The organism is Citrobacter sp. SX206, assembly GCF_024181025.1.
Taxonomy (GTDB): Bacteria; Pseudomonadota; Gammaproteobacteria; order Enterobacterales; family Enterobacteriaceae; genus Citrobacter; species Citrobacter youngae.
Genome location: NZ_CP049738.1, coordinates 3390311 through 3414839, shown reverse-complemented (window position 1 = coordinate 3414839; position 24529 = coordinate 3390311). Strand labels below are relative to the sequence as shown.

Below are 24529 nucleotides of genomic sequence, written 5' to 3'. Positions count from 1 at the left end.
TGCCGGATGGCGCAGTTGATAGCGCCATCCGGCAAAGGGTTACTCTTTAGGTTTGAAGCGCAGCAGTCGGTTCGCGTTGCTCACCACGGTGATGGAAGAAAGCGCCATCGCTGCCCCGGCGACGACCGGGTTGAGCAGCGTGCCGGTGAACGGCCACAGGATCCCAGCGGCAACCGGGATGCCGATGCTGTTGTAGATAAACGCGCCGAGCAGGTTCTGCTTCATATTGCGCAGCGTTGCCCGGGAGATAGACAGCGCATCCGCAACGCCCATCAGGCTATGACGCATCAGCGTAATCGCGGCTGTTTCAATCGCCACATCGCTGCCGCCACCCATGGCGATCCCTACATCGGCCTGAGCCAGCGCAGGCGCATCGTTGATACCGTCACCGACCATGGCGACCTGGCGCCCCTGGCTCTGCAGACGCTTGATCGCCTCGGCCTTACCGTCCGGCAGAACGCCTGCAATCACCTCATCAATACCCGCCTCTTTGGCAATGGCGTTGGCGGTTGTTGGGTTGTCGCCGGTCAGCATCACCAGACTATACCCGGCGCGATGCAGGCGCTGGAGCGCTGCCACGCTGTCGCTACGCAGTGGATCACGCACCGCTAACAGCGCCGCCGCTTTACCATCAATCGCCAACAGCACCGGAGTTGAACCCTGGGAAGCCTGAGCGGTGATTTCAGCTTCCATTTCAGTGGTATCTACCTGCTGTTCATTGAGCAGTGCCTGATTTCCCAGCAGCAGAGTATGACCTTCGGTCTCGCCGCTGACGCCTAACCCGCGCAGCGTACGGAAACCGTTGACCTGCGGCAGCGAGACATCGCCGGCTTTGTCCAGAATAGCCCTGGCCAGCGGGTGGCTGGAACCCTGTTCAAGGGCTGCGGCCAGACGAATTACCCGCGCTTCATCGGTGTTGCCAAACGTTTTGATGGCGACAACCTGCGGTTTGCCTTCGGTCAGCGTCCCGGTCTTGTCAAAGACGACGGTATCAAGCGTGCTGGCGCGTTGCAGCGCATCGGCATCGCGTACCAGTACCCCAAACTCAGCGGCACGCCCCACGCCGGAAATAATCGACATCGGCGTTGCCAGACCCAACGCACACGGGCAGGCAATAATCAGGACGGTGGTGGCGATGACCAGCGTATAGACAATCTGCGGCGCCGGGCCAAAGAAATACCAGATAGCGGCACTCACCAGCGCGATCAGCACCACCACCGGAACGAACACCGAGGAGATACGGTCGGCCAGTTTGCCAATTTCCGGTTTGCTGCTTTGCGCCTGACGCACCATGCGAATAATGCGCGACAGCGTGGTGTGGCTGCCAACGGCGCTGGCGCGGAACAGGACGCTGCCGTCCTGGACGACCGTACCGGCGTGGACGCTATCGCCTTCGCCTTTTTGCTGCGGAATCGGCTCACCGGTCAGCATCGCTTCATCCAGCCAGGCTTCGCCCTGGGTGATTTCGCCATCGACTGGCACGCGGTCGCCGGTGGTCAGGCGCAACAACATTCCCGCCTGAACGTCTGCCAGCGGCACGTTCTTTTCACCTTCGTCAGTAACGACGCGTGCGGTCGGCGGCGTCAGATCGAGCAGTTTTTCCAGCGCTTTGGACGAGCGCTGGCGAGCCCGCGCTTCCAGCATATGTCCGAGGTTAATCAGACCGATAATCATGGCGCTGGCTTCATAATAGAGGTGTCGCGCTTCCATCGGGAACCACTGCGGCCAAAGGTTGACGCTCATGGAATAGAGCCATGCTACTCCCGTGCCCAGCGCGACCAGCGTATCCATGGTTGCGGTGCCGTTCATCAGGCTTTTCCACGCGCTGCGGTAGAAGTGACCGCCTGCGAAGACCATCACGGCGAGTGTTGCCAGACCAATTACCAGCCACAGGCTACGGTTGTCGGCACTCACCATCATGTTATCGCCAATCATTCCCCATACCATGACCGGGATACCCAGCAGCAGCGCGACGGCTGCCTGCCAGCGAAAACGCTTCATGGTTGCCACGGCGGTTTCCTGCTGGCGTTCGCGACGCTTAGCGTCGTCTTCGATCGCTTCCGCGCCGTAACCCGCTTTTTCAACCGCCTGCACTAAATCTGCGGCGGAGGCACTGCCCATTACCAGCGCAGTGCGTTCCGCCAGGTTTACCCGTGCCTGGGTGACGCCCGGTACGCTTTGCAATGCATTTTGTACACGGGTCACACAACTGGCGCAGCTCATGCCGTTTAACAGCAACTGTTGGCTGTCATCATCAGCCGTAGCTGCCGGAAGCTCGGAAGGGACCGCTGCCAGTGCTTCCGACGGGATTGATGACTCCGTCAGCGGTTTAGCCTTTGGGTGGCTTAACTCCGCCCCGTAACCGGCTTGTTTGATGGTTTCAATCAGCGCTTCTGCGCTGGCACTCCCGGTAACATGGGCCTCTGTCACGGTGACATCCGCTTGCTCAACATCCGGACGTTGTTCCAGACTTTCTTTAACGCGTTTTACGCAGTGACCACAGGACAAACCGTCCAGGGTTAGATCGATTGTTTGAGACATAACCAACTCCTTCATTGCAGGTTTAACTGACTGTGATAAAGGTTAAACCTTCCAGCAAGGGGAAGGTCAAGGGTGTTTTTAGAAAAGATGAAAAAAGGAGGCGAAGGGGGAAAAACGGGAACGTCACGTCAGAGCGTTCCCGGTCTGTTATTGATTGAGGACGATAAGCGGCGTTCGATGCTCCGGTTCATTTATGACCGTGAGATCGGCACCGTACAGCGCGTTCAGCGCCCGTTGCTTCAGGACATCCTGCGGATACCCGTTATCAACAATCCTGCCGCGTTCCATCAATACCACGCGGTCGGCATAACGCGCTGCGAGGTTGAGATCGTGCAGGACGCAGCAGACGCTAAACTGCCGTTCACGCACCAGGCGACGCAGCAGACGAAAAAGGTGCTGCTGGTGGTGAATATCCAGGGCGGAGGTGGGTTCATCGAGAAACAACCATTTGGACCGAGGCTCGGGCTCCCAAAGCTGAACCAGCAGACGCGCCAGCTGTACCCGCTGTTGTTCTCCTCCCGACAGATGCCGGTAATCGCGCGCGGCCAGCGCCTGGCAGTCGCACAACGTCATGATGTGCTCCGTTTCATCGCCCGTATTGCGCGTGCGATACGGATGCCTGCCCATGCGAATGACCTCCTGAACGCTAAACGGGAAGGCCATATGACTGTTCTGGCGCATCACGGCACGGATTTTTGCCAGCTCGGTGATTGACCACTCGTCCAGCGGCTTGCCGAATAAGCTACAGCGCCCACTGTGAGGTTGCAGATAACCTGTGAGCTGGCGTAGCAGCGTCGATTTCCCGGCGCCATTCGGGCCAAGGATCGCGACGATCTCTCCTTGGGGTAGCGTCAGGGAAACATCGTCGGTCAGTCGTCTCCCCTGAATGTTGTAGATCAGATTTTCTGCGACGATCATGACACCCTCCGGCTACGCAGGATTAACCACAGAAAATACGGTCCTCCGATCAGGCTGGTTAACAGGCCAACGGGCATTTCGGCAGGCTGCACCAGAGTGCGGGCCAGCGTATCGGCAATCAGGAGTAGACAGGCGCCCGCCAGCGTAGAGCAGGGAATCAACCAGCGATGATCGGCGCCGGTAGTCATTCTGATCAGATGCGGGATCACCAGGCCTATAAAGCCAATTACGCCGCTGACGGAAACGGCAGCGCCAACCAGTAGCGAGCTGAGCAACAGTAACTGCTGGCGCTTACGTTTGACGTTCACGCCGAGGTAATGCGCCTCTTCATCACCCAATTGCAGCAAATTAAGCGTGCCCGCCATACAGACGGTGACAGCAATGGCTGGAAGAACAAAGGTACTGGCAACCAGCAGCGTTGGCCACTGGGCCTGGCCGAGATTGCCCATCATCCACAGTGTAAGTTGACGTAGCTGCTGCTCATCGCCCACATAGCTCAGCACGCCAATAGCCGAACCGCACAGAGCATTGATAGCGATACCAGCTAACAGCAGTTGCATCATTCCGCCGTGGTTATGCCGCTGGCTTATCAGGAAAATAATCGTGCAGACCACCATGCTGCCCGCGACGGCAAAAATCATCTGCTCATACAGCACCAACACCACGGGAAACGAAAAGGGGATAACTATCGCGATACCGACCATCAGCGCGGAGCCGCTACTGACGCCAAGCAGGCCAGGATCGGCCATCGGATTGCGAAAAAGCCCCTGCATAATGACCCCTGCCGTTGCCAGCGCTGCGCCTACCAGAACGGCCAGCAACACGCGGGGCAGGCGGATGTTCAACCAGATGTCACGGTATTCGTCGTTGAACAGCGCGCTGAAGCTAATGTTCAGCGCCCCCTGGCTGGCTCCGAAGAGCATCAGAGCGACCAACAACAGAGAAAGACCCGTCAGAATGCTGACGGAAGAAAGCGAGTCCTTAAGCACGCAACGCTCCATAACGTCTTTGCGGCGCGAAGTTCCCGCGCCGCGAGGGGTTTACGCGGGTTTCAGTCCTGGCTCAACCAAACTGTAAATCTGGTTATTGAGTGACGGAGCTGTAGCCAGTTCGTGAATGTGCCTGGCAACATCTGCGCGCATCACAAAACCATGGCACTCCTCGGCCTGTATCCGTTGCGCCTGACCTGTGGCTGCACCGTTCAGTAAACCGCCGGGGCGGAGAATGGCGTAGTCCAGTTGACTGGTTTGTAGCCAGCTTTCAGCCAACGATTTTTCGCGTACCGCCTGACCAAATGCGGCCCTGGCGCGTGGGGACAAAAAGGGCCAACTGTCGCCACAGCCAAGCGAAGTCACCAGAATCATGCGTTTGATCTCCGCTTTTTCTGCTTCATCAATGACGGTTCTGTGCGCCAGATAATCCTCGGCACCGCCCATGGAGGAGATCACCGTGGCATGTTGACCCGCTGCGCGACAGGCACAGGCGGTGACCTGGCTGTCGCAGGCGTCGCCAATGAAGACCTGCACACCTTTTTCCTGCAACCCGGCAGCGACCTGCGCGTTGCGAACGACGGCAATCACCGGACGTTGTTCCGCCAGTGCGAGTGCCAGTGTTTTCGCGCCGACGCCGCTACCACCTGCACCAAAAATGAGCCATGGAGCCATCAGGCATGTTCCTTTAAGGATGAAGACAGCGCGTGAAAGGCGCTGACCTGGTCGGCCAGTAGCTGACGATGCTCATCCCGACCGAGGAAAATTTTGAACATAGCGCTACCCGCCTGGTTAAAGAAGAGAATGGACGCGGTGTCCATGCCCATAAATTTGCGTTCAATCAGGGCAATATGCGTGCAGTTTTCTGCCTTGATATGACCGGTCATGCCTTTTTTGCCGCGCAGGTTGAAGTAACCGTGGCGGTGGAATCCTGAAGGTAATTCACCCGTGAATTCCAGTATGACATCAGCAGTATGGACCAGGGTGGTGACTTTGCCCCATTCGCTGACGGTTTCCCAGACGGTATCAAATTGACTGCCGGAAACCAGCGTCGGGGAGGGGAGGTTTTTCACCACCTCCAGCAGCGTGGTGTTGTACTGGGCTGCGATAGCTTCCAGCGTACCGTCCGGCTCAGTTTTCAAAAAATCCTGTAAAGAGACATGGCTCATACTTCACTCCTTTTATGGTTGCTCTACCGCAATGCGCGGCGCGTTAAGTGTTTGAATCAGTTCATCAAGAGACTGCAAAATATTGCTCGCCCAAAAACGCCCTTCATTGGTCAGGCGCAAACGGGTACTGGCATCTCGCGTCAGTCCTGCGTGATGCCACTGGGTCAGTAGCGGGGCCAGTTTTTGTGCGTGAGGCGTGAGTTCATCCAGCGGGACGCGGGCCGTTTCAATGCCGGCCTGGAGGGTGTGTCGCCACTGGAAACCACGCTCGGCGGTTCGCATCATCATCATGAGCGGTTTTTTTCCGGCGGCGATGGATTCATGCCATGTGGTCAGATTGCGCTCGACCATCCAGGAATAGCCATTGACCGATCCTCCTGCGCCAGAGCCGAATGCCAGACAGTCTGCTCCCTGTTTAATCAGCAGGTTGTACAGATTGCGTTCCCGCGTGGTTCGCGCCCAGTGGCTGTTGCTGATGCAGCGCCAGCCCGCGTTGTCCATAAAATCGCAACCCTGAAGATAAAGATCGCGACGTTCGGCAGGGGAGGGAACCGTTGTACGCCCGGTTTCAACCGCTTTGCCAAGCGGCGTATTGGGGAGCAGGTTCAGCGCATAAAGATCTACGCCGTCGAGGCCGATGTCGCGAGCAATCGCCAGATCATCGCCCCACAGTTTGGCGTCCTGTCCTGGCAGACCAAACAGCAGATCGCACACCACGGCGGCTCGATCCCGTTTTACCAGCCCCTGCATAAAGGCCGTCGCGGTCGGGCCGTCCGAAGTGCGCGCCATTTTCTTGCGGATCCGGCTGTTAAATGACTGAATGCCGATCGAAAACCGATTGGCACCAGCGTCAAGGCAGGCATCGATTCGCGCATCGTCAAAATTGAGTACCCGCCCCTCAATGGTGATTTCGCAGTCCGGCGCCAGAGGTAGCTTGTCACGCAGTGCGGTGATGATTCTGGCCAGATCCCGTGCCGACAGCGCAGACGGTGTACCGCCGCCAAAATAGACGGCGTGAATCGGGGCCGACTGATGCAATGGGCTATCGGCTTCCATCTCTATTTCGCGCAGCAGCGCGTTGGTATAGCGGGCGCAGTGATCCTCTTCAAAGCGGTTTTGATAAAAACCGCAGAAAGTACAATGTGTTGCACAAAAAGGGATATGCAAGTACACCAGCCGTTTACGCGGCGGGGTGGGTTGGCTGATGACATCCTGCCAGGTTTGTGACAATAGCTCTTTGGCAACCGGGATCGCCCCACGCCAGGGCATCGTGGCGCGGCGATCCTTAAAGGGCTGACTTCCCTCGAGCGCAAAATGCGCGGTGAGATCCAGCGAGTGTTCAGTTTTCATTGTTCTTTATAAATCCAGTTAGTGAGGCCAGAATTGCTGGTGCAGGGCTTCAACCGCATCGGCGACGCGCGGCCCCATACCCAGAATCAGCGCCTGGTCTACCGCCACAATGCGCTGGTTTTTCCAGGCTGCAGTGTGGGTAATACCGGCGATTGCGCTCAGACGAGCCAGACCGCCATCCACCATTTGCGACGTCACCACGATCACCTCTGGGTTGGCGGCGATCAGCGATTCCGCGCTGTAGCTTTTGTACTGTGCGTGAGTGGCGACATTTTGTGCGCCCGCAAGGGTCATAATGGCATCGGCAACGCTACCCTTGCCGGCGACCTGTGGCGCGCTGCCGCCAGCGGAGAGAATGAACATGGCTTTGACCGGCGCGTTTTTCGCTGCCACGCTGTGCTGAACGCGATCCAGACGTTGACGAATGCGATTGACCAACGTCTCACCTTGTTCAGGAATGCGCAGGGTTTGAGCCAGTTCCCGGATGTTGGCGTACATTTGCTCAACGGTGGCCGGGACGCGCGGCAACGTCACGACGTTAACTTTTTGCGCCCTAAGTTGATCCAACACGATTTGAGGGCCTGCATCCTGCCAGGTGATAAAGCTGTCCGGATGCAGCGATAAAATGCCCTCGCTGTTTAACTGCTTCCAGTAGCCGATATGCGGGAGTGCGGCAGTTTCGGGCGGATACGAGGTGGTTTCATCGACGCCGACCACCCGGTTGCCGACACCCATGGCGTAAATCAGTTCGCTAAGCGATCCGCCCGCCACCACCAGGCGGTCGGCGGACTGGGCACTAAAAACGCAGGCGAGGCTCAGTAAGCCAATCAAGAGTTTTTTCATCGTCAGAAATTCCACGCAAAGCCAACGGCGGCATTGAAACCAGCGTCTGGAATAGATTCATGCGCGGTTCTGTAACGCTTGTCGGTCAGGTTGTTGAGCGCGAGGTTGACCTGATACTGATCCTGCGGACCGAACTCGGTGTTGAATGCAAGGTTAAGCGTGGCCCAGCCTGGGTAGTTGATTTCCGTGGTGCCGGTATTATCTTTGGCGCTGGACGCTGCGCGGATAAAGACATCGGACGTCAGGTTAGCGACGTTCATCAACCAGGTATGTTTCAGGCCGACGCGTCCGGTCAGAGTGGGTTCGCCGGTATCCCAGGTTTTAAGGGTATTGCCTTCGTACTGACGGCGAATGAAATTACCGCTCAGGTAAGGTGAAACCGCCCAGCCGTTGTATTCTGCGGTGAGTTCCATGCCCCAGGTTTTGGCCCGATCGATGTTGTCGTAGTAGTAATAGCCGCCCCGTGAAGAGGTGGTATTACCGCTGCATACGGGTTGACCTGAACAAGCCAGACTGGCGATATAGTCTTTAGCTTCGGAGTAATAAATGGCACCGTCTATCAGCCACATATTCCCTTTATACCGCGCGCCCAGCTCATAGTTATTCGAGTGTTCCGCCTTCAGATTTGGGTTGCCGTAGGTCACGCTGCCACCTGCGGACGTCTGTGTGAACAACTGAGTCAGCGTAGGGAAGACATAGCCCTGGGCATATGCAGCCCGGAGTTCAAGATCTTTAAAACCGGAATAGCGTAGGCTGGTTGAGGTCACCAGTTCATCATCGTGAACGGAATTTCCCCCGGTAGATTGCCAGGTCGTACCGCTGCTTTGGATAGTTTGCGTATCGTTACGATTGAGCTTCGAAGACAGCCAGTACTGGCGTGCGCCCACGGTCCACGTCCAGTCATCGGCAAAGCGCCAGTCGTTTTGCGCGAATAACGAGGTGTTACTTTGCTCCGCTTCGTTGTATGACAGGGTGCGTGTTTGTGTATCGAAGAAGCCGGTAGCCGCGGTCTGGCGCGTGCTGCCGTCCGTGTCCTGTTTTATTTTGTCATGCTGGTACTGAGCGCCAATCACCAGCTCGTTGTTAGCAGGCAGGGAGAAGTTGCTCTGTAGCGTTACCCCCTGGGTATACTGTTTGTCGTTGGTATTGGTCTGATTGCTGACCGTCAGCGCTTTAATCATCGGGCTGGGGATAACCTGGGTCGTTTTGACCCGGTTTTCAAATTTGCGCTCTATTGTCTGGGTGTATGCGTCAACATGGATGTTCTTCAGGTAATCCCCATCGGCCGCGTAGTCGTAGAAAAGACCGATTTTCTCGCGTTCCAGCTTAGGAATTTTGACGCTAAAGTCGTCGAACTGGCCTTCCGGATCGTCAAACCAGGTTTGAGTGGACAGTTTGTAACGATCGAGGGAGAGTCCGATTTTGTGGCGATCGAAGTTGTAACCAAGCCACACGCCCTGGCCGTTATTACGGAAGTTGGTGTCGGGCAATCTTCCGTCAGGTGTGTCGCGGTCGCCCTGGTCGGAATAGCTACCATTGATGCGGTAGTCAAAGTTTCCGATGCTGCCCCAGGCCGCTGCTGATTCTTCCCATCCTGCCGTTGCGGAGTTATAAACAGCCTTAACGCTGCCGCCGAGGGGCTTATCGCCGCCTTTTTTGGTAATAAAGTTCACGACGCCGCCAATCGCCTGCGAACCGTAGAGGACAGAATAGGGACCTTTGACCACTTCAATCCGTTCCAGCGCGGATTCGTCAATCAGCAAACCGGCTCCGTAGTTTTGTCCGGCACGTTGGTAACTGACGACCTGGCCGTCGATCAAAATCAGCACCCGCGAAGAGGCTTCGCCACGGATACGAATTTGTTTCCGCCCTGCGAGGGCGTTATCGGTGACTTCGACGCCGGGAATATCTTGTAAATCATCAGCAATAGAAACGCTGGTGGAATTTTGCAGCGTCTGGCGATCGATAACCTGGATGGTTGCCGGGCTATCCCAAAGACTACTTTCTGTGCGATTAGCCGTGACGATAACCGTGTCTTCGTCGGACGTAGAAGCGTGTGCTGGAGAGGTAGCTGCAAAAGTGGCGCCGGACATGCATAATGTCAGGGCTGAAAGAATAAATGGCCTTTGGTTATTCCGTGGCAACATAAGAGAACCTTTATTGAATGTAAATGATCATCATTATCATTCGCGTTTATATATAAAATTGTTTCCCTTTGTTCAAGATGAAAGATGTAGAACCAATATATCTTTTGATTTGAGTCAATTTCGTGCAGTCATTAAATGCATAAATGTGATCTGAATCGGATATAACAATGTGAATTAAAAGGATTTGTGCATCGCGGTGATGGTGGGAAATGTGCAGGGTTCTCGGGTAAATCATTACGACAATCTGGGCTATAATGGGGCTCAGTACCAACAAGATCCGCGGGGGAAATGTGAATATTAGCGATGTTGCGAAAAGAACCGGTTTGACCAGCAAAGCGATACGTTTTTATGAAGAAAAAGGCTTAGTGACGCCGCCGCTGCGTAGCGAAAATGGTTATCGCACATACAACCAACAGCATCTGAATGAACTGACGCTGCTGCGCCAGGCACGCCAGGTGGGTTTTAATCTCGAAGAGTGCGGCGAACTGGTGAATCTGTTTAACGATCCGGCGCGTCATAGCGCAGATGTGAAAAAGCGTACCTTAGAAAAGGTCGCGGACATTGAGCGGCATATCAGCGAGCTGCAGGCCATGCGTTTGCATTTGCTGGCACTGGCGGAGAGTTGCCCTGGCGATGACAGCGCCGAATGCCCGATAATCGATAACCTCTCCGGCTGCTGCCACCATAAAGCAAAGGCTTAACGGCGAGGGGGATTAAGCATAAATACCACCGTGCCGCGGTACCACGGGGATTTCTCAAGCTGCGCTTCCGCCTGCGGGTCCCGGCTACCGTTTTGCACCAGCCCCAGCTTAAACGGAATGCGCAGACGACTGAGTGCAGGCAGATACGCCTGATAATTCGTTACCGTATGACGGCCCTGATAGCTCTGGACCACCAGTTCATCGACCGCCAGCGCATTCAGCGTGGCGACGTCGCCCGTTTTTGCCCAATCCAGAAGTCCAGTCACGCCAAGTGCGAACTCGGCCGGTAGCTGTTGGCGTAATTGCTGCAGAAAGCGCGCGTAATCGGCAAGCTGATGGGTCGCCGCGTCAAAATCAACCTGCAGGCCGACCACGTGATTCCCGGCGGTCTGCCAGCGTTGCATCAATCTTATGATGCGAGCCGGGATCGCCTCCGGTACGTCGAGCGTGGTAAAGCGCACGGTCAGCCAGATCGAGGGAAAAGACAGGCGGCTGACCGGCAGCCCGAGACGCTGGAAAACCACGTTACCCGAACGAACCAGCACCTCACCCTGATGCAGATAGACCGTTTGTGCGTCTTTCAGCTCATCACTGGCCTTCACGCCTGACCACAGCCAGAAGGCCGGATGCTCACGGGCGGCGACGATATCCGCCGCCTGTGCCTGGCCTGTCAGCAGCGCGGTTACCAGTAGTATTTGAGTTTTTGCGCCCACGGACTTCCCGGATATTGCGTTTTCAGTTGGGTGAACCAGCCTTTACGCTGCAGTTTATCCACGTCCTCACCGCCGCACTCGTTAGAGCCTGACGGCGCATAGCACATGATGGCGCGATACAGCGCGAAGCTCTTGTCTTCAACCTCAGCTTTCGGCGAAGTGATCACCTGCTGATAGTAGCTTTGCCTGTCGAACTGGCCGAACGGCTCCTTGCGCGATATTGCTGATTCAAGTACGTCGTTGCCAGCACTGTTTTTCCACAAATCGACGTGGGTTTGCGTGGTGCGGAAGAATTCGCCTAAGCAGTTCAGCGCGTGGGCATCATCCGCTTTTTTGCTCAATACCGTTACCGTTTCATTGAGGCTGCGACAGGTGTAACCGCGCTCGGCAGCGTCGCCATTCCAGTCGAAAATACTCAGATTAACGTCATCAAACGCGTCGCTAATAACCGGTGGAGTAATGGCGCTGGCCAGTTTTCTGTCATTCAACCAGTCGCCAAAGCGGTTTTCGGTAAGATCGCGTACCAGCAGCGTATGCAGGGCGATGGTACGCTCTTCATTGTTAGGTCCATGGACGGCCTGCTGGCGCAAAAGTTCAGGCGAGGCCTGTGTTTTCAGTATCTGCGAGCGAAAACGCAGGTTGGTTACTGCGCTTTCTGGGGCAAAAACCGCCGCCACGTCGCCGCTATAAACCAGCGTTGCGGCGAGCTTAGCCTGTACATACTGCTGCTGTTCGTTGTCCTGGCTGAGTTTTAGCAACTGCTGCCAGAAATCACGCGCCGCGCGCCAGTTCTTCTGGCCCATCAGCGCTTCGCCGTACAGCACCTGCTCACTGAAGGCGAGGGTATCGTGAGCGGCAAGTTTCTGCGCTGGCGTAACGGCCTGAATAATCGCCGCGTAGTTCTCCGTCGCCAGCCACAGATTCAGTTGCAGATCTCGCCATAGCGGCAATTTTTGGCTCTGCTCAAACACCGGTTTGCTGGCATCGAGCTGCGCCTGGGTCAGCGTGGGTTTACTGTTGTTATCCAGACGCAGCGCGCGCAGCAGTTCGATATAGCTGACATGCGGCGCATCGGGGAAGGCTTCTACCACGGACTGTTCGTAGAACGCCATACCGTAGACATTATCGTATTCGATGACAATTTCACGCAGTTGCCGAGCGTCAGCCGACTGCTGGAGCGTCTGCTCATACAACCCGGCCAGCTGCGGCCACGCCTGTAAATACCAGTTGATGCGACGCAGCATACCGCGCGCGGAGTCGGCATACAGGCCTTGCGGGTAACGTTGCAGATAGGCTTGCGCCTGCGTCTGAGCCTGAGTCGCGTCCTCGCGGTTAATTTTTGCAATATCAAAATCGCCGTATTCGCCCACGCTGTTCTGGCTGCTCTTGTTCAACGCCGCACGCATCAGCATGTATTGCGCGGTCTCTGCCAGCCACGGACGCTCACTTTTGGCAAGCTGAGTAAAATCCCGTTCGGCGCTGGCATAATCACCGGCATAGAAACTGGCGGCCGCGGCCAGATAATTTTTATAGGACTGAGCGGGTGAATCAGCCGGGAGGGTGGCAAGTGAAGACTCAATTTGCTCGCGGGTTGCCCCGGATAGCAGCCCCGTACGCGCCTGGGCTAAGGCCTGGCGCTGTTCCGCCGTTAACGTCGAGTCCCCCAGCAGTGCGGCAAAAAACGCGCTGACGCTCCCGGTGTTATTCGAAACATGACGGTTCTCAAGCTCAGCGTCGTTGACGTTTATTTCGTCTGCGCTAATGTTCAGTTCGGCCATCTGTCGGGAGAGTGGGCTGTTTTCGCCGGATACTGGAGTAGCGGCTGGCGGCGGGGCAACGTCATCCCACTGCGGATGATAGGCAAAATAGAAATCCCGGGAGCGGGTGATATCCGCTGGCATTGATTGCACCGGCAGAGCAAATGATTTTTCCTGGCTCAGCAGCCGCAGCAGGTTATCGCGGCTGTCGTTTTCCGGATTAAAGGTCGGCGTGCCTTTCAGCAGGCAGCTGTCGTCGCTCCATTTGCAGTCTTCCATATCGAAAGAGGCGAATGCCTGCGGGGCGGCGGTCAGTAATGTGCAAAGGGCAAAGGCAAGGGGTGTCTTCCTGACCATAGTCTTATTTCCTGTCTTTTTAGTGTGATACCGCTTTAATAATCAGGGTTATCCCTTCAACGGCTATGACTTCAACCTGCGTTCCGGCGCTCAAATCGTCGCGGGCGCTGACGGGCCATGAGCTATCGCCGACGCGCATATGTCCACGGCCATTGACCAGGCCAGTTTCCAGAATAAATCGACGGCCAACCAGCTGCTGCCCGCGTTGGTTAAGATGGCTGTCGGCGGGTTTTTGCTCCTGAACGCGCCTTGCCAGCCATTTCCACCACAGCCAGGCCGCCAGCAGGGTGAGGGCGGCGAACATCGCCCCCTGCCACGCCCAGTCTAGCGGAACGAGCCAGACGACCAGACCGGTAATTACCGCCGCTACGCCGCTCCACAACAGATAGCCGTTACCGCCCAGCATCTCGGCGGCGAGTAGCAAACCGCCGAGGCTGAGCCAGAAGATGTGGGGGTGCACCAGAATCATCGCTATCATGATTTTTTCCGCTCGCTGGCGCTGTCCTTAACCAGTTCGGCAATCCCGGCAATGGAGCCCATCAGGCTGCTGGCATCCAGCGGCATCATCACCACTTTGCTGTTATTTGACGAACCGATGTGTTGCAGCGCTTCGGTGTATTTCTGCGCCACGAAGTAGTTCACGGCCTGAATATCCCCGGCGGCAATAGCCTCAGAAACCATCTGCGTTGCGCGAGCTTCGGCTTCTGCGGAACGTTCACGCGCTTCAGCCTGTAAAAACGCGGACTGGCGTTCACCTTCCGCTTTAAGGATCTTCGACTGCTTCTCACCTTCGGCCTTGACGATTTCTGCCTGACGGATCCCTTCGGCCTCAAGAATGTAGGCGCGCTTGGTACGTTCGGCTTTCATCTGCGCGTTCATCGCGTCGATAAGTTCGGCCGGAGGACGCACGTCGCGGATCTCAATACGGGTGATTTTGATGCCCCAGGGATTCGTGGCTTCATCAACAATATGCAGCAGGCGCGTGTTGATGTTGTCGCGCTGGGAGAGCATTTCATCGAGTTCCATCGAACCGAGAACGGTACGAATGTTGGTCATGGTCAGGTTGATAATCGCCAGTTCCAGGTTGCTAACTTCATAGGCCGCTTTCGGCGCGTCGATCACCTGAATAAAGCACACGGCATCAATGGCGACGTTGGCGTTATCTTTGGAGATGACTTCCTGAGAAGGGATATCAAGCACCTGTTCCATCATGTTGATCTTACGACCAATGCGGTCCATGAACGGCACAACAAGGCTTAAACCTGGTTGCAGGGTTTTGGTGTAACGGCCAAAACGCTCTACCGTCCACTGATATCCCTGCGGGACGATTTTGACGCCAGCGCCGACGATGACCAGCGCGACAAAAATAAGAATAGGAATAAAAATGAGCATTGATGAAACCTCCTGTTGTGCTGTCCTTTACTGCCTCATTAATCAAATTATACCCGATTAATCAAGGGGGGGGCCCTTATAATAAATTACAGGCATATACCCTTCATACTTCAAGTTGCATGTGCGTTAGCTACGTTAGCTCACCCCAGTCACATAGTTAGCTATGCTCCTGGAGATTAATGAGGGACATCCATGTCCCTCACCGGAGGCCAGCCTTAAGCTGGTCAAATTCGTTCCTGACGAATTTGTCGCTCACTTGCCGCCTTCATGCAACTCGAATTATTTTGGGTATAGACTGTCTGCATGAAAGAGGTAAAAAAGGGATATGTAATGGAAGAAAGCAGCATTCTGCTTCAGTTAAAAAATGTCGCATGGCAGGCAGGGGAGACGCAGGTTCTCAATAACATCTGTTTTGATCTCCGCGCCGGAGAATTTAAGCTGATTACCGGCCAGTCTGGCTGCGGGAAAAGTACGTTACTCAAGATTGTGGCGTCATTAATGAGTCCGACTGCCGGTGAGATTCTGTTTAAGGGCAAGGATATAACTACCCTCAAGCCGGAAACGTATCGCCAGCAGGTCTCTTATTGCGCGCAAACGCCCGCTTTGTTTGGTGACACCGTTTACGACAACCTCATTTTCCCCTGGCAAATCCGTAATAAACGTCCGGAGCCGGATGCGTTTCTGAGCGATCTGGCCCATTTTGATCTCCCCGAGACGATCCTCAAAAAAAGCATCAATGAGTTGTCCGGTGGCGAAAAGCAGCGCGTCTCGCTAATTCGTAATTTGCAGTTTCTGCCCAAAATCCTGCTGCTTGATGAAATCACCAGCGCGCTGGATGAGGCTAATAAACGTAATGTGAACGAATTAATTCACCACTATGTTCGTGATAAGAATATTGCGGTGCTGTGGGTGACGCACGACAAAGATGAAATTACGCATGCGGATAATGTCATAACCCTTCAACCGCACGCCGGAGAAATGCAGGAAGCACGCAATGAACGAGCATAATATTACCAATGAGTCCCTGGCATTAGCGATGATGCTGGTGGTGGTGGCAATCCTGATTAGCCACAAAGAAAAACTGGCGCTGGAGAAAGATATTCTCTGGAGCGTTTGCCGGGCGGTGGTTCAGCTTATTATCGTCGGCTATGTGCTGAAATATATTTTTGGCGTTAACCACAGCATTCTGACCTTACTGATGGTGCTGTTTATTTGCTTTAACGCGGCTTATAACGCACAAAAGCGCAGTAAATATATTGATAGAGCTTTCCTCTCGTCGTTTATCGCTATCACGGTGGGGGCGGGATTAACGCTGGCGGTGCTGGTTTTGTCTGGTTCTATCGAGTTCACGCCGATGCAGGTCATCCCGATCTCCGGCATGATTGCTGGCAATGCGATGGTGGCGGTGGGGCTGTGTTACAACAATCTGGGGCAGCGGTTTAACAGCGAACAGCAGCAAATTCAGGAAAAACTCAGCCTCGGCGCGACGCCGAAAGTGGCCTCCGCGGCGCTGATTCGCGACAGCATTCGCGCCTCGCTGATCCCAACGATCGACTCTGCTAAAACGGTAGGGCTGGTGAGTTTACCGGGGATGATGTCCGGATTGATCTTCGCGGGTATTGATCCAGTAAAAGCGATTAAGTATCAGATTATGGTGACGTTTATGCTGCTTTCTACCGCCAGCCTGTCGACCATTATTGCCTGCTACCTGACTTATCGGAAATTCTACAATTCGCGCCACCAATTAGTCGTAACGCATTTGAAGAAGACGTGATGTGATGCCGGATGGCGGCTAGCGCTATCCGGCAAATGCGGCAGATTAGTACAACAGCGCGTACAGCTGGCGGCGGTATTTTGAGGCCAGCGCATCGCCGGTTCCGAGTGCGGCAAGGATCTCCTGGAAGGTCTTACGTGCCTGACCGTCGGCAGCAGTGAGATCTTTCTTCAGGTGGCTGAACAGCAGTTCCAGTGATTCCTCGTTACGTCCGACCTGATGTAACTGGATGGCCAGTTGAGTTGCCAGCGCCGCATCCTGCGGATTGCTGGCGACCTGCTGCTGCAGTTGCTGGATTTCCGGTGTATCCGCCGCCTGCTTCAGCAGTTCGATCTGTGCGATCAGCCCCTGATAACGGGTGTCCTGATCCTGCAACGGAATGGTTTTCAGCACCGCTTCGGCTTCGTCAGAGCGGTTCAGGGCGATTTGCGTTTCCGCCAGCAGCAGGCCAATTTCGCTGCTCTGGTTGGAGATCTGCCAGGCTTCTTTCAGCAGCGGCAGTGCATCCGCGTGATTACCAGCCTCAATAAACTCGATAGCCTGACGCGCTTTCAGCTCTTCTTCGCTCGGCAACACTTTCTCCAGCAGCGCGCGGATAACCTCTTCCGGCTGCGGGCCCTGGAATCCGTCCACTGGCTGACCGTTCTGGAACAGATAAACCGTAGGGATGGCGCGCAGGCCAAACTGAGAAGCGATCATCTGCTCGGCGTCGCAGTCGAGCTTGGCGAGAATAAACTGGCCGTTGTACTGGGCGGCAAGGCTCTCCAGTACCGGCGTCAATTGCAGGCAGTGCTGGCTGCGCTCAGACCAGAAATAGAACAGGACCGGCGTGGTCATCGACTGTTCAAGGGTCTGCTGCAGGTTAGATTCGTTAATGTTAACAATATTCTGTGTGGACATGGAGTTACTCTCTTTTGTCGATTTCTTGTTACATGGGGGCTGACGCGCGTGCTTCAACTCAACCCTGTAAAATTTTGTCCATTATGCGGCCTGGCAACAGGCGTTTAAGTAGCATCACTGCCCAGGTCACCAGCGTAACCGGATAACGGAGCTTCGGTTTGTCGCTCTCAAACGCATGACGCACTTTAGCGACGACCGCTTCTGGTCCCAGCGTAAAACGCGCGGCAATGCCGGGGTTTTCCACGGGAGCATCGCTCTGGGTCTGGTTGACGTTTTCGGTAAAACGGGTGCGAATAGGGCCGGGTTCAATCAGGCTGACCTTAATGCCGCTGTGGCGCAGTTCCATACGCAGCGCGTCGGACCAGGCTTCCAGTGCATATTTGCTGGCGGCATAGGCGCCGCGTCCCGGCGTTGAGATCAATCCCATCACCGATGAGGTCATCACGATACGTCCTTCGCCGTGAGGGAGCATAGCGGGCAACAGGCGCATGGTAAGCTGATGTGCGCCAAAGAAGTTGGCGGAAAATTGCTGCTCCATTTGCTCGCGGCTAATGGTGGACAGCGGGCCATAGACGCCGTATCCGGCGTTGTTAAAGATCCCATACAAACGATTATCGGTCAGGGCGATCACCTCGTTGGCGGCGCGATCCACGCTTTCGGGTGAATCCAGATCCAGCAATACGCCGGTGAATCCCATACTGTTCATGCGCGCGACATCGTCAGGTTTGCGGCAGCCAGCCAGAATTCGAAAACCCTGGCGTTTAAGCTCAAGCGCACTTTCCAGACCGATTCCGCTGGAACATCCTGTTATTAAGACCGATTTTTGCATAACTTTACCTGTCAGGATCTCCGTTGAATTACGAGTCGTGATTTACTAAAGGGGTCAATTGTTTCGCCATCCAGTCGGCAATAAACGGCTGGGCGTCACGATTAGGATGGATACCATCATCCTGCATCCATTGGGGTTTCAGATAGACCTCTTCCATAAAAAAGGGCAGCAGAGGAATATCAAACTCTTTGGCAAGCTTGGGATAAATCGCGCTAAAGGTTTCATTATAACGGCGACCGTAGTTAGCTGGCAGATGAATTTGCATCAGTAGCGGTTCGGCATTCGCCGCTTTCACGTCCTGCAAAATGGTACGCAGGGTTTGTTCAGTTTGGGCTGGTGCAAACCCGCGCAGGCCATCGTTGCCGCCAAGTTCGACCAGCACCCAGCGCGGCTGGTGCTGCTTGAGTAATGCGGGTAGGCGGGCCAGACCCTGCTGCGAGGTATCACCGCTAATACTGGCATTTACCACCGGTGTTTTGCTGTGCCATTTATCATTAAGCAGTGCAGGCCACGCGGCGCTGGCGGACATACGGTATCCGGCGCTCAGGCTGTCACCCAGAATTAATAACGTGTCCGCTGCGGCGGCGCGGAAAGTTAACAGAACCAGGAACAGGAAAGGCCAATGCCAGCGGAAAACATTGTTGAAGTTCATCATCTTAAGAAATCCGTCGGTCAGGGTGATCATGAGCTATCCATCCTTACCGGAGTTGAACTGGTTGTCAAACGCGCCGAGACCATTGCGTTGATTGGCGAGTCGGGATCGGGGAAATCCACGCTGCTGGCGATCCTCGCCGGGCTGGACGATGGCTCCGGCGGTGAAGTCAGCCTGGTGGGGCAGGCGCTGCACGCCATGGATGAAGAAGCCCGGGCGCAGCTTCGGGCGCGGCACGTGGGTTTTGTCTTCCAGTCATTCATGTTAATTCCAACCCTCAACGCGCTGGAAAACGTCGAACTGCCCGCGCTGCTACGCGGCGAAAATAGCGGAAAAAGTCGTGATGGGGCAAAAACGCTGCTGGAGCAACTGGGGTTGGGAAAACGCCTTGATCATCTTCCGGCCCAGCTTTCCGGCGGGGAGCAGCAGCGCGTAGCGCTGGCACGGGCGTTTAACGGACGCCCTGATGTGCTGTTTGCCGATGAACCAACGGGCAATCTGGACAGGCAGACCGGAGACAAAATCGCCGACCTGCTGTTTTCTCTGAACCGGGAACATGGCACCACCCTGATTCTGGTGACCCATGACCCGCAGCTGGCGGCGCGTTGCGATAGGCGTTTACGCCTGGTGAACGGACAGTTGCAGGAGGAGGCATGATTGCACGCTGGTTCTGGCGCGAATGGCGCTCGCCTTCATTACTGATAGTCTGGCTGGCGCTGAGCCTGGCGGTGGCCTGCGTGCTGGCGCTGGGCAATATCAGCGATCGCATGGAAAAAGGACTTAGCCAGCAAAGTCGTGAGTTTATGGCGGGGGACCGGTCGCTGCAAAGTTCGCGCGCTGTGCCGAAAGCGTGGATTGACGAGGCGCGACAGCGTGGTCTGCAGGTGGGTGAACAGATCACCTTTGCCACCATGACCTTTGCCCGGGATACGCCGCAGCTGGCGAACGTCAAAGCGGTGGATGATGTGTATCCGATGTACGGCACGTTGCAAACCAATCCGCCGGGGCTGAAACCGCAGCCGGGCTCAGTGCTGCTGGCACCGCGTCTGATGGCGCTGCTCAACGTAAAAATCGGTGATTCCATCGACGTTGGCGATGCCACCCTGCGCATCGCCGGGGAAGTGGTGCAGGAACCGGATTCCGGTTTTAATCCTTTCCAGATAGCGCCGCGCCTGATGATGAACATGGCGGATGTCGAAAAAACGGCGGCGGTCCAGCCGGGAAGCCGGGTGACCTGGCGCTATAAATTTGGTGGTACGCCACAGCAACTGGAAGCCTATGAAAAATGGCTGCTGCCGCAGTTAAAGCCGGAACAGCGCTGGTATGGGCTGGAGCAGGATGAAGGGGCGTTGGGGAAATCTCTGCAGCGTTCGCAACAGTTCCTGCTGCTGTCGGCACTGTTAACGCTACTGCTGGCGGTTGCTGCCGTTGCCGTGGCGATGAATCATTACTGCCGCAGCCGTTACGATTTGGTGGCGATATTAAAAACGCTCGGTGCGGGCAGGGCGCAGCTGCGCAAGCTGATTATCGGCCAGTGGCTGATGGTGCTGGCGCTGTCTGGCGTGACCGGCGGACTGTTCGGGCTGTTATTTGAGCGGGTGCTGGTGGTATTACTGAAGCCAGTTCTGCCCGGTGAGCTGCCGCCCGCCAGCCTGTGGCCGTGGCTGTGGGCACTCGGTACGATGACCGTCATTTCTCTGCTGGTGGGGCTACGCCCTTATCGCCTGCTGCTGGCGACACAACCATTGCGGGTACTGCGTCGCGACGTGGTGGCAAACGTCTGGCCGCTTAAGGTCTATCTGCCCGTAGCAACGATAGTTGTGGTTGCGCTGCTGGCCGGATTGATGGGCGGAAGTATGCTGCTGTGGGCGGTACTGGCCGGGGCGGTGGTGCTGGCGCTGCTGTGCGGCGTGCTGGGTTGGATGCTGCTCAACGTACTGCGTGGCCTGACGTTAACGTCGCTACCGCTACGTTTAGCGGTCAGCCGGCTGTTGCGCCAGCCGTGGTCAACGCTGAGCCAACTGTCGGCATTTTCGCTGTCCTTTATGCTGCTGGCGCTGTTGCTGGTGCTGCGCGGCGATCTCCTCGACCGCTGGCAGCAGCAAATGCCGCCGGAAAGTCCAAACTATTTTCTGATCAACATTGCCACCGAGCAGGTGGCGCCGCTGAAGGCTTTCCTTGCTGAGCATCAGGTGATCCCTGAGTCGTTCTATCCCATCGTGCGGGCGCGTCTGACGGCAATCAATGACAAAGCGACCGAAGGTAATCAGGACGAGGCGCTTAATCGTGAATTGAATCTGACCTGGCAGGATACCCGGCCGGATCATAACCCGATTACCGCCGGAAGCTGGCCGCCAAAAGCGGGTGAAGTGTCGATGGAAGAGGGGCTGGCGAAGCGGTTAAACGTAAAGCCTGGCGATCGTGTGACCTTTATGGGCGATACCCAGGATTTCAGCGCCACGGTCAGCAGTCTGCGCAAAGTGGACTGGGAAAGCCTGCGACCGAATTTCTTCTTCATTTTCCCCTCCGGTGCGCTGGACGGGCAGCCGCAAAGTTGGTTAACCAGCTTTCGTTGGGAGAACGGCAACGGCATGCTGACGCAGCTTAACCGCGAATTCCCGACTATCAGCCTGCTGGATATTGGCGCTATTCTCAAACAGGTGAGTCAGGTGCTGGAGCAGGTGAGCCGCGCGCTGGAGGTGATGGTGGTGCTGGTTACCGCTTGCGGTATGTTGCTGCTATTGGCGCAGGTGCAGGTGGGGATGCGTCAGCGTCATCAGGAACTGGTGGTCTGGCGTACGCTGGGCGCGGGCAAGAAGCTGCTGCGTACCACGCTGTGGTGCGAGTTCGCGATGCTCGGGATGGTCGCCGGCCTGGTGGCGGCCATCGGGGCGGAAACGGCGCTGGCGGTGCTGCAAACCCACGTGTTTGATTTCCCGTGGGAACCAGACTGGCGGCTGTGGGTTGTGTTGCCGCTTTGTGGGGCATTGCTGCTCTCTCTCTGCGGCGGATGGCTCGGTTCACGTCTTCTTAAAGGCAAAGCGTTGTTCCGTCAGTTCAGCAGTTAATTCATATTCGTGATGATTACGCACCGGTTTTTTTAAATCGGTGCGTTTTTTTATCTATGTAGCACAAATTGATAACTACTTGATATTTAACAGCACAAATCAATAAAAACCCGACAACACGAGTGTATTAATAAACGTTAATATTTGTATGCTGAATAATTGGCAGGCTATCTATCAAGGTACAAATAATGACTATAAAAAAAACGGCGCTGGCAGTATCGATCGGCGCAGCAGTGGCATTAACGACTTTCGCCTCTCAGGCGGAAATCACGGTTCTGAAACAAGATCCGCAAGCGGGCAATCCGCTGAGCCGTCTTAATTTCACCGTCGGCGGGAGTATTCGTCCGCAGTTCCAGAATATGGCCGGTGACGATGGTAAGAATGGCTACAAACGTAATGGTTTCGACGGCGGGACGCGTTTCCGCTTCGCCGCTGACTACTATCTGTTTGATGACATCAGTTGGGTGAGCTACTACGAGCTGGGTGTTAACTTCCCGGCGATGTTCAACTGGGACAATCACTATGCTAACGGTGCCAACGATACCACGCGTCGTATGCTGTACACCGGTCTGAAGAGCGCGACCTGGGGTACGCTGACCTTCGGTCAACAGAACAGCATTTACTATGATGTGGTGGGTGCGAAAACGGATATCTGGGACTACGACATGATCGGCCAGGCGCCAGGTAACGGTATCAATGGCGACTACGACGGTTCCTATCGTACACGTAAATCACTGAAGTATAAAAATACGGTAGGCGATGTTGATCTTTACGCGTCTTATCTGTTCAGCGATGACTACAACCCGAATAACGGCCTGCGTTACAAACGTAAAGGCGGCGGCTCGCTGGGTGTGGATTATCACATTACCGATGACCTGACCTGGGGTACGGCGTGGAACTACACCCGCGCGGAAATGCGTGGTAACACCAGCAAAACCTACGATCAAAACATCGTCGGTACCGCGCTGAGCTGGAAACCGGACAACTGGACCTTCTCAATGGGCGGCGGCTGGTATCAGAACTTCATGACCACCAAAAAAGTCTCGGTTAACGACTACTTTGCCGGTGATGCCTGGGGTCTGGAATACTTCGCGGGTTACACCTTCCCGGTTGGTCAGTATGCGCTGAAATCCGTTCAGCCATACTTTATGGGCGATCGTATTGAATACGTGAATGGTCGTAACTACCTGCGCACCGACAACGGTGTGGGTATCAGCTTCCAGCTGGATTACGGTTTCCGTGTGGATTACGAACACGTCTTCACCTCCAGCACCGACAATCTGGGTGATATGAACCTGGTTCGTCTGCGTTACGATTTCTAATCAAACGCCCGCTGCCCGATGCGCTTGCGCTTATCGGGCCTAAGAAAGCTGTTGTAGGCCGGATAAGGCACTTGTGCCGTCATCCGGCTTTTTCATGCCATCTCACATTTAAAAACACACTCTGCAACATCATGAAATAATTTCAAGGACAGCAGGTTGTGATCTGTGTCATGTTAACAATCAGCCTGTTAAACAGGTTAACAACAACAACGCCGCAAGAACGGCGTGAGACATGACACCACAACGTTAAAATGGAGAGATTATGGGATTGCGTCAGAGTTTACGCGTCGCGACCGGGGCGCTGTTACTGGCCTGTGGATTACAATTTGCTCATGCGAACAGTGATCCGCACACCATCGTATTTGGCGTCGCACCTGGGCCGTACGGCGATATGGTAAAACAAGCCATTGCCCCTACGCTGAAAGAGAAAGGCTATAAGGTCGTGGTGCGCGAATTCAGCGACTACGTGCAGCCGAACATGGCGCTCTCCAACGGCAGCATTGATGCCAACCTGTTCCAGCACTCGCTTTACTTTGACAAATTCACCGCCGATAAAGGCCTGAAGCTGAGCAAGCTGATTGTGGTTCCAACGGCCGGGATGGGTTTTTACTCACATAAAATCAAAAGTCTGGATGAGTTGAAAAAAGGGGATGTGATCACGCTTTCCAACGATCCCACCAACCTGGCTCGCGGTCTGCGTTTCCTGCAGTCAATTGGCCTTATCACCATCAAAGATAACATCGACCCGACTAAAGCCTCTGAGCGCGATATCGCCAGCAACCCGAAAGGGCTGGTGTTTAAACCGCTGGAAGCGGCACAGCTGCCGCGCACGCTGGACGGCGTGACCGGCGCGCTGGTCAACGGCAACTTTGCAGTAGCGGCAAAACTGGATCTTGCCAGCGCCATCAAGCAAGAGCATCTGGATGAAAATCTTAAAAATATCATTGCGGTACGCAGTGAAGATGCGGATAAACCGTTCGCCAAAGATATTGTTGAGGCGGTGAAATCTCCGGCATATCGCGCCGTGATTGACGACCCGAAAAATATCTACAGCGCCTTCCAGAAACCGGAATGGATGTCGGCAGCCCAATAATCGCTGCGCACAAG

At 55.3% G+C, this 24529-nt stretch carries 22 protein-coding genes; 7 read left to right on the top strand and 15 right to left on the bottom strand.

All coding sequences use genetic code 11. The features are described from left to right. Positions 1 to 39: 39 nt before the first annotated feature. The 8 genes from copA to G8S19_RS16600 form a co-directional block, all read right to left on the bottom strand. Positions 40 to 2541 carry a copper-exporting P-type ATPase CopA gene (gene copA / locus G8S19_RS16635; RefSeq protein ID WP_124021521.1) on the bottom strand — a complete coding sequence of 834 codons (2502 nt, stop codon included), beginning with the start codon at positions 2539 to 2541 and terminating at the stop codon, positions 40 to 42. Between the two features lie 147 nt (positions 2542 to 2688). Then, the gene (locus tag G8S19_RS16630; RefSeq protein ID WP_124021351.1) at positions 2689 to 3459 is read right to left on the bottom strand and encodes a heme ABC transporter ATP-binding protein; all 771 of its coding nucleotides are present in this window, start codon (positions 3457 to 3459) and stop codon (positions 2689 to 2691) included. After that, complete coding sequence (locus tag G8S19_RS16625) at positions 3456 to 4448, bottom strand: iron ABC transporter permease (protein WP_087053066.1); 993 nt, start codon at positions 4446 to 4448, stop codon at positions 3456 to 3458. Before G8S19_RS16625 ends, G8S19_RS16630 begins: the two co-directional genes overlap by 4 nt. A 51-nt stretch (positions 4449 to 4499) precedes the next feature. Next, the gene (chuY, locus tag G8S19_RS16620) at positions 4500 to 5123 is read right to left on the bottom strand and encodes an anaerobilin reductase (protein WP_048212395.1); all 624 of its coding nucleotides are present in this window, start codon (positions 5121 to 5123) and stop codon (positions 4500 to 4502) included. Beyond that, positions 5123 to 5617: a heme utilization cystosolic carrier protein HutX gene (hutX, locus tag G8S19_RS16615; protein WP_003847520.1), complete on the bottom strand. Its 495-nt coding sequence runs from the start codon at positions 5615 to 5617 to the stop codon at positions 5123 to 5125. Before hutX ends, chuY begins: the two co-directional genes overlap by 1 nt. 12 nt (positions 5618 to 5629) lie before the next feature. Next, positions 5630 to 6967 (bottom strand): heme anaerobic degradation radical SAM methyltransferase ChuW/HutW, encoded by a 1338-nt coding sequence (hutW, locus tag G8S19_RS16610; protein WP_124021349.1) that lies wholly within the window; start codon positions 6965 to 6967, stop codon positions 5630 to 5632. 18 nt (positions 6968 to 6985) lie between these two features. Next, a complete protein-coding gene (locus G8S19_RS16605; protein WP_124021348.1) occupies positions 6986 to 7810 on the bottom strand; it encodes a hemin ABC transporter substrate-binding protein in 825 nt (274 codons plus the stop codon). A gap of 2 nt (positions 7811 to 7812) precedes the next feature. Beyond that, entirely contained in the window at positions 7813 to 9957 is a 2145-nt protein-coding gene (locus G8S19_RS16600) for a TonB-dependent siderophore receptor (RefSeq protein WP_124021347.1), read from the bottom strand. Positions 9958 to 10247: 290 nt separating this feature from the next. On the opposite strand from G8S19_RS16600, the gene cueR reads away from it, so the two are divergent. Continuing rightward, on the top strand, positions 10248 to 10658 hold the full coding sequence (gene cueR, locus G8S19_RS16595) for a Cu(I)-responsive transcriptional regulator (RefSeq protein ID WP_003021822.1): 411 nt from the start codon (positions 10248 to 10250) through the stop codon (positions 10656 to 10658). On the opposite strand, the gene G8S19_RS16590 is transcribed toward cueR, so the two are convergent. Genes G8S19_RS16590 through G8S19_RS16575 form a run of 4 tightly spaced genes read right to left on the bottom strand, consistent with a single transcriptional unit; the run spans position 10655 to position 14877 of the window. Beyond that, positions 10655 to 11371, bottom strand: coding sequence for a DUF3142 domain-containing protein (locus tag G8S19_RS16590; RefSeq protein ID WP_058842539.1), 717 nt, complete (start codon positions 11369 to 11371; stop codon positions 10655 to 10657). The genes cueR and G8S19_RS16590 overlap by 4 nt on opposite strands. Next, complete coding sequence (locus tag G8S19_RS16585) at positions 11341 to 13485, bottom strand: hypothetical protein (RefSeq protein WP_124021346.1); 2145 nt, start codon at positions 13483 to 13485, stop codon at positions 11341 to 11343. Before G8S19_RS16585 ends, G8S19_RS16590 begins: the two co-directional genes overlap by 31 nt. 19 nt (positions 13486 to 13504) lie before the next feature. Then, positions 13505 to 13963, bottom strand: a complete 459-nt coding sequence (locus tag G8S19_RS16580) for an NfeD family protein (protein ID WP_101741765.1) — start codon at positions 13961 to 13963, stop codon at positions 13505 to 13507. Then, positions 13960 to 14877 (bottom strand): SPFH domain-containing protein, encoded by a 918-nt coding sequence (locus G8S19_RS16575; protein WP_003021835.1) that lies wholly within the window; start codon positions 14875 to 14877, stop codon positions 13960 to 13962. Before G8S19_RS16575 ends, G8S19_RS16580 begins: the two co-directional genes overlap by 4 nt. 330 nt (positions 14878 to 15207) lie before the next feature. On the opposite strand from G8S19_RS16575, the gene fetA reads away from it, so the two are divergent. Together fetA and fetB are read left to right on the top strand one after the other, a co-directional pair. Beyond that, positions 15208 to 15885 (top strand): iron ABC transporter ATP-binding protein FetA, encoded by a 678-nt coding sequence (fetA, locus tag G8S19_RS16570; protein WP_124021345.1) that lies wholly within the window; start codon positions 15208 to 15210, stop codon positions 15883 to 15885. After that, a complete protein-coding gene (fetB, locus tag G8S19_RS16565; RefSeq protein ID WP_200046242.1) occupies positions 15872 to 16651 on the top strand; it encodes an iron export ABC transporter permease subunit FetB in 780 nt (259 codons plus the stop codon). Before fetA ends, fetB begins: the two co-directional genes overlap by 14 nt. A gap of 45 nt (positions 16652 to 16696) precedes the next feature. Here the strand turns inward: fetB and G8S19_RS16560 are convergent, their stop codons facing one another. From G8S19_RS16560 to tesA, 3 genes are read right to left on the bottom strand one after another with little or no spacing between them, the layout of a single operon-like run. Further along, positions 16697 to 17551 (bottom strand): co-chaperone YbbN, encoded by an 855-nt coding sequence (locus tag G8S19_RS16560; protein WP_048226259.1) that lies wholly within the window; start codon positions 17549 to 17551, stop codon positions 16697 to 16699. A 58-nt stretch (positions 17552 to 17609) separates the two neighbouring features. Next, positions 17610 to 18380, bottom strand: a complete 771-nt coding sequence (locus G8S19_RS16555; RefSeq protein WP_172743038.1) for an SDR family oxidoreductase — start codon at positions 18378 to 18380, stop codon at positions 17610 to 17612. A gap of 28 nt (positions 18381 to 18408) precedes the next feature. After that, positions 18409 to 19035: a multifunctional acyl-CoA thioesterase I/protease I/lysophospholipase L1 gene (gene tesA / locus G8S19_RS16550; protein ID WP_101741825.1), complete on the bottom strand. Its 627-nt coding sequence runs from the start codon at positions 19033 to 19035 to the stop codon at positions 18409 to 18411. Here tesA and ybbA point away from each other — a divergent pair. From ybbA to G8S19_RS16530, 4 genes are all read left to right on the top strand, one after another. Then, the gene (gene ybbA, locus G8S19_RS16545; protein ID WP_253685560.1) at positions 19003 to 19689 is read left to right on the top strand and encodes a putative ABC transporter ATP-binding protein YbbA; all 687 of its coding nucleotides are present in this window, start codon (positions 19003 to 19005) and stop codon (positions 19687 to 19689) included. The two genes, tesA and ybbA, sit on opposite strands and share 33 nt — an antisense overlap. Beyond that, a complete protein-coding gene (gene ybbP, locus G8S19_RS16540) occupies positions 19686 to 22100 on the top strand; it encodes a putative ABC transporter permease subunit YbbP (RefSeq protein WP_101741762.1) in 2415 nt (804 codons plus the stop codon). Before ybbA ends, ybbP begins: the two co-directional genes overlap by 4 nt. A gap of 188 nt (positions 22101 to 22288) precedes the next feature. Then, on the top strand, positions 22289 to 23422 hold the full coding sequence (locus tag G8S19_RS16535) for a porin (RefSeq protein WP_048212385.1): 1134 nt from the start codon (positions 22289 to 22291) through the stop codon (positions 23420 to 23422). A 262-nt stretch (positions 23423 to 23684) separates the two neighbouring features. Then, positions 23685 to 24515 (top strand): MetQ/NlpA family ABC transporter substrate-binding protein, encoded by an 831-nt coding sequence (locus tag G8S19_RS16530; RefSeq protein ID WP_040232652.1) that lies wholly within the window; start codon positions 23685 to 23687, stop codon positions 24513 to 24515. The last annotated feature ends 14 nt before the right edge of the window (positions 24516 to 24529 follow it).